Raw genomic sequence first — 15,573 nt, 5'->3', positions numbered from 1 at the left:
CAGTGATGTTGGAATGCAATGTCTGCATGTAATCTTCTTATATCTGACTTACGGCTTTGGGTTCATTTAGGCTATAGTGCAGAAGAGAAGTATCATTCTCAATTAGTTAGTGTTAATATTGATTTTACCTTTAAATCCCCCCCTTTAGGACTTACAACTGACCGGCTTGAGGATACTATATGCTACTTGGAGGTAGTCCAGAGTATTCAATCTCTCGTTCAAAGCAAGCAATTCAACTTAATCGAGCATTTAACTCATGATATATACAGGACCATTAATAACCTTGTGATGCAAAAAAAGCTTATTATTTCTTCTATAGGCGTAACTATTCACAAAGTTGCACCACCTGTCCCCAGTGTGCATGGAGGTGTTTTCTTTACTTATCGTAATGCGTTGCAAGAATGATTTACATTTCTATTGGCTCAAATATGGGGAATCGCTTTTCCCATTTACAAAAGGCTGCTCAGTTACTGCAGGAACGCTATTTTAAAAATTTAAAATCTTCAATTATTCTGGAAACTAAGGCTATTTTACCAAATGATGCTCCACCTCAGTGGAATAAGCCATTTCTAAATATGGTTGTGTATGGAAGTTGTTCTTCTTCTCCTGAAGAGCTGTTAAAGGGCCTTAAACAAATTGAGTGTGACATTGGCCGCCCGCAGGTCTATGAAAAATGGGCACCTCGCGTTATTGATTTGGATATTTTGTTATGGGATGACCTGACACTTGATACACCCTACCTTAAGATTCCTCACCCAGAATTGATAAACAGACCATTTTTGCTTCACTTGATGGCAATGCTGAGTCCCATGGCAGTAGTTAACAAAACGTTTGGTACTATTAACCCTAACATTAAGGATTGCTTTTTAAGGAGTTTTACGCTTTCACCAGAGCTTGTAGGTATTGTTAATATTACTCCTGATTCATTTTCAGATGGTGGTCTTTATTATGATGCAGATCAAGCAACCAAGCAGGCACTGCAGCTGTTATCAGATGGTGCAAGCATAGTTGAACTTGGTGCTCAATCAACAAGACCTGGCTCCTCAATACAAACTCCAAAAGCAGAATATGCACGCTTAAAACCAGTGCTTGATGACCTTAATCAATATATGAAAGTTGGTGACATTAAAGTCAGCATTGATAGCTTCTGGTCAGACGTTATTTTAAATGTTTTGGAACACTACAACATTGCCTGGGTAAACGATCAGAAGGGAGATCTAGATGATAATACCTTAAAAGCGATTGCTAGCAGTGGATGTAGTATCGTTATTATGCATTCACTCTCCATACCACCACATAGTGACAACATTATCCCAAGTGACATTGATCCAATTGATACCATAAATAATTGGGCAGAAAAGAGCATTAACAGGTTACTTGCCCTAGGTTTTGATCAAAGCTCGATCATTATTGATCCTGGTATTGGTTTTGGCAAATCTATGTACCAGAATATCCAGATTTTACGCAGTATAGAAACGTTACAAAATTTTGGCTGCAAAGTTCTGGTTGGTCATTCTAGAAAGTCATTTATTTCTTCTTTTTCTACAGAACCTGTCTTTAACCGAGATTTAGAAACAATTGCTTTATCATCTGCATTGCACAACAAGGTTGATTTCCTTCGAGTGCATAATGTGCGTGATCACATGCGATTCTTTGTAGCTCAAGCTGCTTTACAGGGATGATAGTTATCGGAATTATGGCTGTTGATCCCAAGGGGGTAATTGGAATAAATAATGGATTGCCCTGGCATTATCCAAGTGAGTTAGATCATTTTCGTCAGGTGACTGACAAACAAGTTATTGTTATGGGAAGAAAAACATTTGAAACTATGTCTCAAAACATATTAAAGGATCGTATCCCTGTTGTTTTTTCTCGTAACAAATTAAATTCTTGTTTTAACAGAGGAGTAAAATGCACTATTATTTCTTCTATGCAAGAGTTTTTGTCAATCCAAAGTAATTCTAAAGTCTTCATGATTGGTGGAGCACAAATAGCGCATCTTTTTTTGGAGTATGATCTAATCTCAGAATTTATCATAACAGAAATTCACAAACCCTATAAAGGTGATGTATATTTCAACTTAACACTTCTTGATGGATGGCATAAAACTATTCTCACCAAAACGAAAGATTATACTATATGTAGGCTAATACGTTAATATGCATGTTAAAGCAATTTATACCCACCGCATTGAATGTGGGGAAGTATTAGAGCAGGTTCTTGATCGCTATGTTTCAGAGTTGCTAGGAGAGGAAGTTGTTCTTGCTATCACATCAAAAATCATTTCTATTTGTCAAAAACAAGTGGTTTGCAAAACTGCTTGTTCTAAAGAAGAGCTAATCAAAAGAGAAGCTGATGCAATTGTTGATGTAGACCATAATTCTTACGGCATCTATTTAACAATCAAAGACAATATCTTAATTCCATCTGCTGGTATTGATGAATCAAATGGTAATGAAATGTATATTTTATACCCAAAGGATGTTCAGAAAACAGCTCTATCAATATGGAACTATCTCAAGACAAAACACTGCATAAAACATCTTGGTATTTTGATTACAGATAGTAACATAACACCTATGCGCCTTGGGGTTACGGGCGTTGCTCTTGGTTGGTGTGGATTTGAACCATTTTATTCCTATATAGGCAAGCCAGATCTTTATGATCAACCACTGCAAGTAACACAAGTCAATCTTCTTGATGCGTTGGCAACGTCTGCTGTTTTAGTTATGGGAGAAGGGGCGGAGCAAACACCAATGGCAATAATTAGTGGTGCACCAAAGATTCACTTTCTTACTCGTCCGCCAACTACAGAAGAAGAAAAAAGTGTGAAGATATCTATGGAAGAGGACCTTTACTCTCCTCTCCTCATGCGAGCCCGCTGGTTAAAGAGTTAAAGAGGAACTTAAAAATTTGCTATTAGACTTCTTACATAACCATATAACATTGGGAATAGAAACAAAAAACTTACTTGACACCCTTCGCCAGCGCCCTTATCATGATAGTGAAGCTATTGTATTTGCTTTCGCCAATCTGCAGATTAAAAGGTAAGGATTACTTAATGTATCGGCGTCTTATGTTTAATTTTTTGCAGTACATAGATACTGTATGTCTTTACAAAACTTCATCTACATCTAGATTTTTATCTAAATAAGCTGAACGCGCTTATAAAGCGTTACAAGACATCAAAAAATGCCAATACTCGACAGAGATAGTAAAAGACTAGCTAACTCGGGGATTCTTTGTCTTTTTTTCTGCTTAGTAAACTTCTTAAACATTTGCAGCGTAAGTTAGTTGCAATTAAAAGCAGCTTAATCTTGCTTGTCAAGCGTTTAAAACATAAAAAACGCCAATATTTTAAAGCGGATAATAACCCCAGGGCTTCTTTTGCCTTTTTTTTCATTTGGTAAATTTCTTAACGTTTGTAGCTAAACGACAACCGTCATCCCGCTACGTGTTAGCGGGATCTATGCTTTGAGATACCGCGAATGAATCGCGGTATGACGGTTCGCGGCGGCGTGACGATAAGCTCGTCATCCCGCTACTTGTTAGCGGGATCTAGAGATACCGCGAATGAATCGCGGTATGACATAGGGAACCCTTTCTTGGGTTAGCTATAGATTTACTTCGCATATTCAGCTAATTTTTATTACAATTACAACAAAATAATTTTGGCTTTGATGAAAACTGTATATGTATGTCAATCCTGTGGTCACAGCACTGGTAGGTGGGTAGGGAAGTGTATTGCATGTGACAATTGGGATACAATTGTTGAGGAAATAGCAGTAAAAACGGGCAAAAGAAGTATATCTGCGCCAATTTTAATAAAGACGTTATCAGGTAGCGAAATTATCACTCCAAGTCGTTTTCTAACAGGAATAGAAGAATTAGATAGAGTTTTTGGTGGGGGTATCGTTCAAGGTGCTAGCATTTTAATTGGAGGCGAACCTGGAATTGGGAAATCCACCCTTTTGCTTAGAATTGCAGCTAATGTTGTGCAACTTTCCTCTTTTGAATGTCTTTATGTATCCGGCGAGGAATCTTTAGAGCAAGTGAGTCTCAGAGCAAAGCGTCTTAAGATAAATGAACCTAAAATTAAGCTTTTATCTACAGTGTCTTTAACTGATGTAGTAGCAACAATAAAGGAAAACAAAAGTATTAAATTCTTAGTAATTGACTCTATACAAACAATGTATGATAGCAGAATTACATCAGCACCAGGAACTGTAACTCAGGTCCGCACTTGCGCACATGAATTAACCATTCTTGCGAAACAATATGGTATTTCTCTCTTAATAGTTGGTCATATAACTAAGGATGGACAAATAGCTGGACCTAAAACTTTGGAGCATATGGTGGATACGGTATTATATTTTGAAGGTGAAAATAGCAATCAATATCGCATTTTGCGTACTATTAAAAATAGATTTGGCCCTGCAAATGAAATTGGTGTTTTTGAGATGTCTGAAGCAGGACTTGTGCCTGTTGATAACCCATCATCATTGTTTCTGATGGCCCATGACAGAGAAGTAGTTGGCAGCGCCGTATTTGCAGGAATTGAAGGTTCAAGACCAATTTTAATGGAAGTTCAAGCATTAATAGCAGGAACTAATATGGCAACCCCAAGAAGGGCAGTAGTTGGGTGGGATATTAATAGATTGGCTATGATCATCGCGGTGCTAAATGCTCGTTGCAAAATGTTTTTGCATGATAAAGAGGTATACCTAAACATTGCAGGGGGACTCAAAATACAGGAACCATCGGCTGATCTTGCTGTTGCTGCTTCCCTTATTTCAAGTATAGTAAATTTACCGCTGCCAACTTCTTCAATAATCTGCGGTGAAGTTGCACTTTCAGGAGAAATTAGGAACATCTCGCATGCTGATCTCAGACTAAAAGAAGCACAAAAGTTAGGATTCAAAAAAGCAATTATGCCTAAAAATGGTAACTATTCTTCTCATGATATTGAAATAATCAAGCTTGGTCACGTAAGGGAATTAAGAGAAGTCTTTAATTACAATTAAATAACGCTTCAGCAAATTCTTTGCTAGTAAACTCCCTTAAGTCCTCTATATTTTCGCCAATTCCTATAGCATGTAACTTTATCTTATAAGCTTCTGCAAGTCCAATTACCACTCCGCCCTTAGCAGTGCCATCTAACTTTGTTACGATTAGCCCGGTAACATTAACCATTTTGCTAAATGCTTCTAATTGGCTATAAGCATTTTGGCCGGTAGTTGCGTCAAGAACTAAAATAACGTCATGAGGGGCAGTGTCATCCAATTTCTTTATCGTTCTATATATTTTTGATAACTCCTCCATAAGGTTCACATTATTTTGCAGCCTTCCTGCTGTGTCAATTAGAACAACATCAACGTTATCTTTTATAGCTTGACTTACAGCTCTATATGCCACACTTGCAGAGTCGCTACCGTACTCTCCAGTAACAATCAAGCAATCAGAACGTTCTGCCCAAATGTTTAATTGTTCACTAGCAGCAGCTCTAAATGTGTCGCATGCAACAAGCATAACGGATTTTCCCATTTCCTTATATTTATATGCGAGCTTACCTATAGTCGTGGTTTTACCGTTACCATTTACTCCGCATACCATTATTATATGTGGTTTTTTGTTTAAAATTAGCGGTTGCACAGCAGGGTTCAATATCGATTCTATTTCGCTCATTAGCTGCTGTGTGATGGTATTATACTCAACTTCCTTGTCAAATTTGATGCTTGTGAGCCTATCGATAATCAACTTGGAAGTTTTATGACCAATATCCATGCTAATTAGCAATTCTTCTAATTCATCTAAAAGCGACTGATCTAATTTTTTTTTGCCAGAAAAAATACTTTTCACCCCGTCGCTAAAGCGAGAAGAAGTTTTTAACAGGCCCTGATAAAGGTTACTAAACAAACTCAAGGGATACTCCTTTTTAAATTATAAACTTAATTACAATATAAAGAATGACATGCACTACGTGAATTTGTAAAGTAAAATACACTCAAAAACTACAATTTTACCTTACAAAAATTACACTTTTTGAGTGTATTTTACTTTAGTTTTTAACCTAAATATGTTATAATGTAGAATAGCGGTTCACAGGTAATTTTATGAGTTATAATGAGAAAATTTTAGATCATTACGAAAATCCAAGGAATGTTGGCTCTCTGGATAAAAATGATCCAAATGTTGGTACTGGCCTAGTTGGTGCACCATCGTGCGGTGATGTAATGAAATTGCAGATAAAGGTCAATGACAAAGGTGTTATTGAAGATGCAAAATTTAAAACTTTTGGTTGCGGTTCTGCCATTGCTTCAAGTTCCTTGTTAACAGAGATGATAAAGGGAAGAACCATCAGTGACGTTACACAGATAAAGAATACTCAAATAGTGGAAGAGTTGTCTTTACCTCCAGTGAAGATACACTGTTCGGTACTTGCTGAAGATGCTATAAAGGCTGCTATTCATGACTATCAAAGTAAACAAAAGAATTAAGAAGCTACGAACATGGGTGAATATCAAGAAGTAGGCGGAGGTGAAACTGTAAAAAAGAATAAAAAACTTATCACTATAACTGCGGAAGCAGTAGAAAGGATAAGGTATTTATTGGATCAAAAAAAGCATGCTAACCTTGAGAAACCGGAAGAAGCAATAGGAATAAGAGTGCTAATTAAGCAAAAAGGATGTTCTGGTTTAAAATATGATATTGAATATGCATATGATACTCGTCCTTTAGAGTCGATAATTGAGGAAAACTGTAGTGATGGCCAAAAAGTTAAAGTGTTAATCGATCCAAAATCCGTCATGTTTATTCTTGGCTCTGAAATGGATTATGTAGAAGAAAAATTTTCATCGGGTTTTGTTTTCAAAAATCCTAATGAGAAAGGAAAATGTGGTTGTGGAGAGAGTTTTCATGTCTAGCAACTATTTTGCATTGTTTGAAATTGAACCAGCTTTCAATATCAGCTTTGATGAGTTAGAGAAAAAATATATCGAGCTAAGCAGGACTGATATAAATGAAAGACAGTCCCAAAACATGGAAAATATTAACAGAGCTTATCAGATACTAAAGTCACCGCTAAAGCGTGCTGAGCATTTGCTGGATTTTTTTGATGTGAAAAGCCAAAAGGACCACTTAAATTCTGAAATATTAAGTGAATCAATGGAAATAAGAGAGTATTTGCTGGACTGCGACGATCTACAATTTGCAAGCAGGATGATTGATGAAAAAATAAAAGATTGCGTTAAAAACCTAATTAACACTTTTGCTGTAAAGAATTTTGATGGAGCTGCTACACAAGTCTTAAGATTGAAATATTTATATAAGTCATTTGAGGAGGTGAAAAAGAATGCAACCAATTCAAATTTCTGAACCAAATTCAAGTGAAGTAGTTTTTGGTATAGACCTTGGCACCACCAATTCTTTGATTGCTATGGTAAATAAAGCTGGCAACGTGGAGATATTTAAAGATGAACAAGGAAGAGAACTGCTGCCTTCTGCTCTTTCATATGAAAATAATACATTGAAAACTGGCTACGATGTCGGTCAAAATGCAATCTACTCAATAAAGCGTTTAATGGGTAAAAGTGTTGAAGAATTAAATAAAGAAGGCGTCAATTTTGAAATAGATCATGAAAGCGAAAAAGTTATTAGAATAAAATGCGCAGAGGAAAAGTATCTTACTCCTATTGAGATTTCTGCTGAGATATTAAAAGCTTTATGTGAGAGGGTAAAAAAGTCTAAGGGGCTGGAAGTAAAAAAAGCAGTGATTACTGTGCCAGCTTACTTTGACGATTCAGCACGTAACGCAACCAAATATGCGGCAAAATTAGCTGGAATAGAAGTTCTTCGCCTCGTTAACGAGCCAACCGCTGCAGCGCTTTCTTACTCCATTGAAAAGAACAATAGCAGTGGAATATATGCAGTTTATGACCTTGGTGGCGGAACGTTCGATATTTCGATATTGAAATTGCACCAAGGAGTGTTTCAAGTCCTTGCGGTTGGTGGTGACACCAAACTCGGCGGTGATGATTTTGATCATTTGCTGAGTTCAATTGTGATTGATAAGTATAGAGAAAAGACGGCTAAGCAACTAAATTCCTTACTTATCGAATCACGCTCTGTGAAAGAGTACCTAAGCAATCACACTATAGGTATCTTTGAATTTAATGTTAACGGCAAGCCATTTGAGTGCAAAATTACCAGAGAAGAATTCGAGCAGGCAATCAGTTCTTTGGTCAATAAGACTATCAATATAGTCACTCGTACTATAAGCAACATAGATCTTAAAATTGATAATATAAAAGGAGTAATTTTAGTTGGTGGTGCAACTAGAACACCATTGGTTCAAAATTCACTAGTCAAACTCTTTGGAAATAAAGTACTAAATGACGTGGATCCAGATAAAGCAGTTGCCATTGGGGCAGCTCTGCAGGCTCATGATTTAACTTCGAGCTCAAAAGATAGGAATATTCTCCTGGATGTTTTACCTCTATCACTTGGCATAGAAACTATGGGAGGCATAGTTGAAAAAATCATACCAAGAAATACGCCACTGCCAGTTTCAGAAACAAAAGAGTTTACAACTTATATTGATGGGCAAACAGCAATGAAAATTCATGTTTGTCAGGGAGAACGTGAAATGATAGAGGATAACAAATCTCTAGCGCAGTTTGAACTAAAAGGTATACCTCCACTGCCTGCAGGTTCTGCAAGAGTTGAAATAGAATTTACAGTTAACGTTGACGGAATCTTGACTGTTACTGCAAGAGAAAAAACTACTGGAATTGAGCAGACAGTTAAAGTAAATTCAAGTTTTGGCTTGAGTGAAGCTGATGTTCAAAATATGGTTAACCAGTCAATAAACAGTTTTGACGAAGATATGAAGGCTCGTTCCCTTGCAGGTGCTAAAATTAATGGAAATAAACTCATACACTTGGTTGAAAACAATAATAACCTTTCCACTGATCAAAAGTTGAAAAACCTATTACAAAATGCAAAAAACGCTTTACAAGGCAATGACTTGAATGAAATTAACAACACTATCGCCGAGTTAGAAAATTCTTCTTTAGAGTTGTGTGAATTAACAAATAGGTAGAAAAAGCTTACACAACCTTGTGCAATACCCTATTTAATCTCAAAGCAACAGGTAACCTGAAATTAAATGGTAACCAATCGACCTTTCCTAATTTAAATGATAAACCAACTATGCTTACACGCCCAATGATATTTTCCATTGGTACAAAACCAACTTCAGGAAACCTACTATCTAAAGAATTATTTCTATTGTCTCCCATAACGAAAAATTGATCGTTAGGTACATAATAAACCGGAGTGTTATATGATAGCTTATTAGAAATGTCATCTACCAAAATCTCATGTTCCTTGCCACTTAAAAGCGTTTCTATATATCTTGGTATGTTACGATTTGACTCATAATCAAAAAAACTTTCAATTTGCCTTCGCTCTACTTTCTGATCATTTAGGTATAATTCTCCCTCTATCATTTGCACTTTGTCACCTGGTGTTCCTATTACTCGCTTAACAAACCTGATGCTGTCATTTCTTGTGGGTTTGAAAACTACTATGTCGCCACGCTTTGGAGGGGTATAAAAAATCCTGCCGCTAAAAATGTTTGGAGAAAATGGAAAGGAGTGTTTACTGTAACCGTATGAATATTTACTAGTAAAAATGTAATCCCCTTCAAGTAGGGTGCTTTTCATTGAACCAGAAGGTATATGAAATGGCTCGAATAAAAAACTACGTATTGATAGCGCAATCAACAGTAAAAAAAACAATGAAGATAAAAATCTTCCCGTTCTTATCACCCAGTTTTTGCTTAGTTCTTCCAACTTTTCCAACTTTGTTTTTCTTATAGATTAAGCTTATTATAATACATAAATTAAAAAATGGTAATATGAAATTTTACTTGTGAATGTTATTCCTCTATTCAAAACAATTTTGAAAAGGCGGTTCATTTCTTTCAACGGTGTCATCCAAGTAGCGTGACACATAACTGTACGAACATTGCAATTTGCAGGTGGCAGATGAAAGTAGCTGATGCACATCTGTACGAACATTTGCTTTTGTTAAGGTAATATGGTGTTATGAAAGTAGCTGACACTGGAATGGCTTTGTTGCATCGCTACTTATGAAAGGCTAACTATAGTTAGGATTATAAGCAACCTATTGAAAATCTTGTTTTTTTTGCAATCAATCTGATCAAATTTAAGAATAGTAATTTGTTATTTATATTAATAAATTTAATTCTATTGAAAATAGCTAAAGCATTGAAATTCTTGAATTTTAGCCGGATTGGTAAATGGTAGTGAAATTTCTTTTACTCAAATTTAGGTATTCATTGACCGTTCTTGTTATAAATACCAGAATAATAAGCTACTGATATTCCCTATCTTTTTTATCTTTAATCCATCATAGCTAGCGATGCAACAAAGCCCACTGGAATCTAGGTTGTAACCGTTCACGGATTGTGAGAATGAATAAAGAACTAAGCAGTCGTAACTTTTGGAAGGGATTTTGGCCATTGAGACGTGATGTCAAAAATATCGACAACATTCTTTCCACAAATCTTTCTCCATGTTCCGACCAGGTGAAAAAGCTGTTTTTACGATAGCCGTCTAATTTGCCGTTCTGCAAGGTTGTTGATTGACTTCAGGCTTTCGTAAAAACTTCCACACCATATCCTCGGCCTTAACATCTTAATGGCCATTCTCAAACCATTTACAAGCCTTGTCATTTCATGCCCCCCCTTTTTGCATTAGTTGTGTAGCATCTTTTAATATTAGCAAGGCCTATAATAGTGCAACACTGCCTTACGTATTGCCAATCCAAATTCTACTTGCTGTAAAATAACACAATCTGCTACATCGCTGCTAATCTCAATCCCTCTGTTTATTGGCCCTGGGTGCATAACAATCGCATCTGGTTTTGCGTATGATAGCTTTTGTGAATCAAGTCCATACAAATAAAAATATTCTTTCTCTGAAGAACTATTATTCATGCGCTCTTTCTGCAATCTCAAAAGCATAATTACGTCAGCATCCTTTATACCTTCAATTAATGAATAATGGACTGAATCTACTTCAGGAAAATGCTTACAAATCAAAGTTGGTGGTGCGACCAAGTTTATCTCTGCTCCAAACATTTTTAGCAATCTTATATTTGATCTTGCAACTCTACTGTGCAGAATATCTCCACATATCACAACTTTGAGGTCCTTTATTTGCTTTTTGTGATTGCTGATTACAAGATAGTCTGCAAGAGCTTGAGTTGGATGTTCACTACTTCCATCGCCTGCATTGATTAGCGAGCAGTTAACATACTTTGCCAGTGTATTAATGATACCACTACTTTTATGCCTGATTATTATGTAATCAGGATTCATTGCATTTAATGTTTTGATCATGTCTTTTAGATCTTCTCCCTTGTTAATAGAAGAAGATCTTATTGGCAAAGTTACAACATTTGCTCCAAGGCTTTTTGCTGCTATTTCAAAAGACGCAAGTGTACGCGTTGAATCTTCAAAGAATAAATTTATTACTGTCTTATTTTCCAAGATATGACTATTTGCAACTTCTTTTTTAAGGTACTGGTTGGCCAACTTAGTTATATTTTCTACATCATCGACTGTAAGGTCTGAGATGTTTAACAAATTCCTTCTCTTGTTCATAGTTTCCTTTTCAACTACTTGAACCTATTCTACTTTCTTATTACCTTTTTTCAATAGACTTCTTGTGCAGCAATTGTTTTGGTGAAAGAACGGAAAAAGATAGTAAAGTCAAAATTAAGTTAGAAGGAAGAAAAAGTTCAGCGAGTCAAGAGTAAGGTATATCAGCATAAATCTTTCATCCCAATGTTTAGTGGCGCTGGGGATTACTTCCACTTACACTCATCCGCTATCATAACAGCCTCAAAAAGATGCTTCTCAAGTTCACTTAGAGGCAAATCACTTTGTGAATAATTTCCCCAAGATTTTAGTATATCGGAAGTCTCAACGCCTTCAATAATAGGATATTCTTGGTTTTTTTTAGCGTATAACTCTTGAGCCTGCTTGCTTACTAAAAATTCCAATAAGACTATAGCATTTTCCCTGTTTTTTGCGTTTTTTGTTACTGCTGCACCACTGATGTTTACCATTACACCGTGATCGTTGCGATTAGGAAAAAAAGCCCCTAGCTTGTCTGCAACATTCTTTTTATTTTCTGATGAAAGAATTCTCGCAAAGTAGTAGCTGTTTACTATTGCAACATCTCCCTCACCCGCTGCTACGGCGTAAATTTGATCAGTATCACCACCACTTGGTTTTCTTGCCATATTGCTCACAATTCCGCTTACCCATTCTTTCGTCTTTTCAAAACCATTATTTGCAATCATAAAAGCAATTAACGATCTGTTATATGGACTTGTAGAAGAACGCACTAATATTTTTCCTTTCCATTTTTCATTTGCTAAATCTTCATAAGTACTTAAGTCCTTAGGGTCTACTGACTCTTTATTGTAAACCAATATCCTAGCTCTTTTTGTAAGACCAAACCAATAATCTTCACTGTCTCTAAATCTTGCAGGTATAACACTTTTTAAAACCTCTGAATCTACTTGAGATAAAAGTCCTCTTTTTTTTGCTAGAATTAAGTTGATTGCATCAGCAGTCAAAAATAAGTCAGCTTCACCACCGTTTTCCATTCGTGAAAGTAGCTGAGAATAATCATCAATGATGTAACGTACTTTAATACCTGTATTTTTCGTGAATTCATCAAACAAAGTACGTACTAATTCTTCTTTGCGCGATGAATAAACATTTACCACTTGTGAGTCATTAGTTCCGTCGTTTCTGTATAAATAAGTAATAACTATCAATATAATTGCTATTAAGGATGTGAATATAAAGGCTTTTTTCATATTGGATAAAAAATAACTTCTTTCAGTTAAAGTTACCAAGATGGTACAACTTTAGCAAGTGTAAAGTTCGTTAGATAAATCATAAAAACTTCCTTGACAAGCTTCGCCAGCCCCCTTATTATAACACTGAAGCTATTTATTTATCTTCGCAATCTCTGCAGTGGATTAATGACAAAAAACTTAATGTACTTGGCGTAAATCATGCTTAATTTTTTGCACTATGTGCACCTTATGTCTTTATAAAATTTCTAGGTTTTTACCTAATATAAGCTGAAATGCGCTATTTAAAACATTAAAAAATGCCAACTTAAAAAATGGATAGTGAATAACTAGCTACCCTAGGGTTTCTTTTGCCTTTTTTTCTGTTTAGTAAATTGTATCCGTTCAGCGGAGTGGTAGAATAAGGTAGACAAAGCAAGATAATAAAGATAATCATAGAGCAAAAGTGAGGTAATGTGGTAAACCTTTGAGAACTTTGCAAAAATTTACAGCAAAAAATAGAAAAACTGAAAGCAGAGATAGAAAACTTAAAAGCAGAAAATAAAGCTTTAAAGATAGAGAACGCTGAATTAAAGGAAAGGCTCGGTTTAAATTCAAAAAACTCATCCCTGCCCAGCTCAAAAGAGCTATACAAAATAAAAAAGGACAAGCCAAAAAGCGAAAGGAATGTTGGCGATCAGGTTGGGCATAAAGGAAATTTTCATGCCACAATGGAAGCGGATAAAGTAGTAAAAATAGAGTTGCCTAATATTTGCGAATGCGGAGGAGAGCTTGTAATATGCGAAAAACCTTATGTTCACCAAAAAGTTGATCTTCCGGAAATTAGGCCTTATGTAGTAATTGGAACATGGTCGTTGTTGGAGATGCAGAAAAAGAAAAAGTAGCAAGTTACCAGAAGGTGTTACGCCAGATACATTTGGTCCAAGGGTTAAGTCTATAATTGCAGCACTCAGCGGATTTTACAAAAACTCAAAGCGTGAAGTGGCTAGTATCATAAATGACATTTTTAATTTGAACATAAGTGTTGGCAGCATATCAAATCTTACTATTACCCACAAATATGAGGTTCGTGAGCAAGTCGCCATCCTTCTGCTAAATCAAAGAGACGTTTATATCCTTTCCAAAGAGTAATTGGTCCTGGTTTTGGGTCATTTTTTCTTGCTAAATGGCCTCCAAGTTCATGAAACAGCTTCTTTTATGTTGGGAACTACACTTGGACATGGTTTTCTGTGTATTTTAACGTATAAAACTTTCCATTCTTCTTCAGCTAATAAGGTAGTACATGGTAATGTTGGGTTAGCTCTTGCAATTGATGTAATAAAGAAGATCCTCCAAGCAATAATACTCATAACTGTTAGATATCTCATTAGTCTTTCTGCTATTCCAAGCCTACATTCTTCAACTTTGAGACCGGATTTAAAATTTTATGTAATATCTCTATTTTCCATCTAAGGCAATTGTAAGTTAAAAACGTGATATAAAAGAGATAAGAGAGAAAGATAACCCTGCTCACTAGGAATAGCGGGCGTGCGCGACCGAAAGGAAATTGGTATTACAACCGTTGGTATCAAGGTACGCTAGCCCTATCTCTCGATACGTTTGAATAGTTGCTTGGGACATATATATGCACCCGTTTACAATCTTAAATTAACTAAAACTATCGAGGTTTATTATGGTTACATCTTATCAAAATTTTATTGGCATTGACATCGGAAAATTTAAAAATGTCGTTGCAATTCACAAACAGAAGAATGCTGTCGAATTTGATAATAATGCTTCTGGTTGGCAACAATTATTTCAAGAGTTTTCAGATATTCTACCTAATGCTTTAGTGACTTTAGAAAATACAGGGAAATATGAGCTTGGCTTATCACATTTTCTTACCGACAAAAATATTGCCGTGCATCGAGCTAATACTCGTAAAGTAAAAAGCTTTATTTTATCTCACGGAACTTTAGCAAAGTCTGATAGATCAGATGCAAGAGCTCTTGCTCAATATGGATTTGAACGCCATAGAACTATCTCTCTATTTGTACCTACCTCTACAGAACAATCAACTTTGGCTGCACTTTGTCAACGTCGTGATGATATTACGCAAATGAGAACTCAAGAAAAATGCAGACTTGAAGCACCGGAAAATGATCATATAAAAGAAAGCTGTCAAAAGACCATTGAGTTTTTCGATAGTCAAATAAACGAACTCAATGATACTATACAAAAGATTATTGATGAAAGCCGCGAATTACAACAACGCCAAAAAATTCTTAAAACAGTTCCTGGAATAGGTAAAAAGTTATCACAAGATTTTTTGTGTTTAATGCCAGAGCTTGGTTACTTAAATAGAAAAGAAGTAGCAATTCTTGCCGGAGTTGCACCGCATCCAAAAGAAAGTGGTAAAGCTGTTGGTTACCGAAGGATTACAGGTGGTAGAAGTAACGTTCGTTCAAAGCTCTTTACAGCCGCTATGGCTGCTACAAGGTCAAAATCTATACTTGGCGCCTTTTATTCTAAGCTTGTTGAAAGCCCAGAACAGATAAAATCTGTAAAACCAAAAAGAAACTCCCTCTTTACTTTATGTTCTTTGGGTATAGTGTTATGAAGAAGCGCTTCTGCAGCTATAACCGAAACAATCAATGGTGCTATAAATGCCCG

13 protein-coding genes and 3 pseudogenes are annotated in these 15,573 nt (G+C 35.9%); 11 read left to right on the top strand and 5 right to left on the bottom strand.

The window, feature by feature from the left end:
- Positions 1-18 precede the first annotated feature (18 nt).
- The 5 genes from OOK90_RS00665 to radA all read left to right on the top strand — a co-directional run bounded on the left by OOK90_RS00665 (position 19) and on the right by radA (position 5,024).
- On the top strand, positions 19-405 hold the full coding sequence (locus OOK90_RS00665) for a dihydroneopterin aldolase (protein ID WP_007548841.1): 387 nt from the start codon (positions 19-21) through the stop codon (positions 403-405).
- Positions 402-1,682 (top strand): dihydropteroate synthase, encoded by a 1,281-nt coding sequence (folP, locus tag OOK90_RS00660; protein ID WP_264705946.1) that lies wholly within the window; start codon positions 402-404, stop codon positions 1,680-1,682. Before OOK90_RS00665 ends, folP begins: the two co-directional genes overlap by 4 nt.
- Positions 1,679-2,158 carry a dihydrofolate reductase gene (locus OOK90_RS00655; RefSeq protein WP_209472572.1) on the top strand — a complete coding sequence of 160 codons (480 nt, stop codon included), beginning with the start codon at positions 1,679-1,681 and terminating at the stop codon, positions 2,156-2,158. Before folP ends, OOK90_RS00655 begins: the two co-directional genes overlap by 4 nt.
- Before the next feature lies 1 nt (position 2,159).
- Positions 2,160-2,897 (top strand): putative folate metabolism gamma-glutamate ligase, encoded by a 738-nt coding sequence (locus OOK90_RS00650; protein WP_264705944.1) that lies wholly within the window; start codon positions 2,160-2,162, stop codon positions 2,895-2,897.
- Between the two features lie 783 nt (positions 2,898-3,680).
- On the top strand, positions 3,681-5,024 hold the full coding sequence (gene radA, locus OOK90_RS00645) for a DNA repair protein RadA (RefSeq protein WP_264374231.1): 1,344 nt from the start codon (positions 3,681-3,683) through the stop codon (positions 5,022-5,024).
- On the opposite strand, the gene ftsY is transcribed toward radA, so the two are convergent.
- Positions 5,011-5,922 carry a signal recognition particle-docking protein FtsY gene (gene ftsY, locus OOK90_RS00640; RefSeq protein WP_010962907.1) on the bottom strand — a complete coding sequence of 304 codons (912 nt, stop codon included), beginning with the start codon at positions 5,920-5,922 and terminating at the stop codon, positions 5,011-5,013. The genes radA and ftsY overlap by 14 nt on opposite strands.
- 191 nt (positions 5,923-6,113) lie before the next feature.
- Between ftsY and iscU the strand changes: the two genes are divergently transcribed.
- Genes iscU through hscA form a run of 4 tightly spaced genes read left to right on the top strand, consistent with a single transcriptional unit; the run spans position 6,114 to position 9,100 of the window.
- Positions 6,114-6,497: a Fe-S cluster assembly scaffold IscU gene (gene iscU / locus OOK90_RS00635; RefSeq protein ID WP_007548853.1), complete on the top strand. Its 384-nt coding sequence runs from the start codon at positions 6,114-6,116 to the stop codon at positions 6,495-6,497.
- A 12-nt stretch (positions 6,498-6,509) separates the two neighbouring features.
- Positions 6,510-6,923 (top strand): HesB/IscA family protein, encoded by a 414-nt coding sequence (locus OOK90_RS00630; protein ID WP_209472564.1) that lies wholly within the window; start codon positions 6,510-6,512, stop codon positions 6,921-6,923.
- Positions 6,916-7,374 carry an iron-sulfur cluster co-chaperone HscB C-terminal domain-containing protein gene (locus OOK90_RS00625; RefSeq protein ID WP_209473383.1) on the top strand — a complete coding sequence of 153 codons (459 nt, stop codon included), beginning with the start codon at positions 6,916-6,918 and terminating at the stop codon, positions 7,372-7,374. The genes OOK90_RS00630 and OOK90_RS00625 overlap by 8 nt, the downstream gene beginning before the upstream one ends.
- Positions 7,352-9,100, top strand: a complete 1,749-nt coding sequence (gene hscA / locus OOK90_RS00620) for a Fe-S protein assembly chaperone HscA (protein ID WP_264705941.1) — start codon at positions 7,352-7,354, stop codon at positions 9,098-9,100. Before OOK90_RS00625 ends, hscA begins: the two co-directional genes overlap by 23 nt.
- Positions 9,101-9,107: 7 nt before the next feature.
- On the opposite strand, the gene lepB is transcribed toward hscA, so the two are convergent.
- The 3 genes from lepB to OOK90_RS00605 all read right to left on the bottom strand — a co-directional run bounded on the left by lepB (position 9,108) and on the right by OOK90_RS00605 (position 12,921).
- On the bottom strand, positions 9,108-9,854 hold the full coding sequence (gene lepB / locus OOK90_RS00615; RefSeq protein ID WP_010962911.1) for a signal peptidase I: 747 nt from the start codon (positions 9,852-9,854) through the stop codon (positions 9,108-9,110).
- A gap of 950 nt (positions 9,855-10,804) precedes the next feature.
- Complete coding sequence (locus tag OOK90_RS00610; RefSeq protein ID WP_006280416.1) at positions 10,805-11,692, bottom strand: aspartate carbamoyltransferase catalytic subunit; 888 nt, start codon at positions 11,690-11,692, stop codon at positions 10,805-10,807.
- 203 nt (positions 11,693-11,895) lie between these two features.
- On the bottom strand, positions 11,896-12,921 hold the full coding sequence (locus tag OOK90_RS00605) for a Fe(3+) ABC transporter substrate-binding protein (protein WP_010082338.1): 1,026 nt from the start codon (positions 12,919-12,921) through the stop codon (positions 11,896-11,898).
- 497 nt (positions 12,922-13,418) lie between these two features.
- Here OOK90_RS00605 and OOK90_RS00600 point away from each other — a divergent pair.
- Positions 13,419-13,962: pseudogene (locus OOK90_RS00600) on the top strand (DUF6444 domain-containing protein); the annotation flags it as partial.
- Between the two features lie 7 nt (positions 13,963-13,969).
- On the opposite strand, the pseudogene OOK90_RS00595 reads toward OOK90_RS00600, so the two are convergent.
- Positions 13,970-14,377: pseudogene (locus tag OOK90_RS00595) on the bottom strand (IS4 family transposase); the annotation flags it as partial.
- A 216-nt stretch (positions 14,378-14,593) separates the two neighbouring features.
- Between OOK90_RS00595 and OOK90_RS00590 the strand changes: the two are divergent.
- A pseudogene (locus tag OOK90_RS00590) lies at positions 14,594-15,445 on the top strand (IS110 family RNA-guided transposase); the annotation flags it as partial.
- Between the last annotated feature and the right edge of the window lie 128 nt (positions 15,446-15,573).

Origin of the sequence: Wolbachia endosymbiont (group A) of Ancistrocerus nigricornis (assembly GCF_947250785.1) — a bacterium.
Lineage (GTDB): Bacteria > Pseudomonadota > Alphaproteobacteria > Rickettsiales > Anaplasmataceae > Wolbachia > Wolbachia pipientis.
This window is presented reverse-complemented; position numbering and strand designations above follow the sequence as displayed.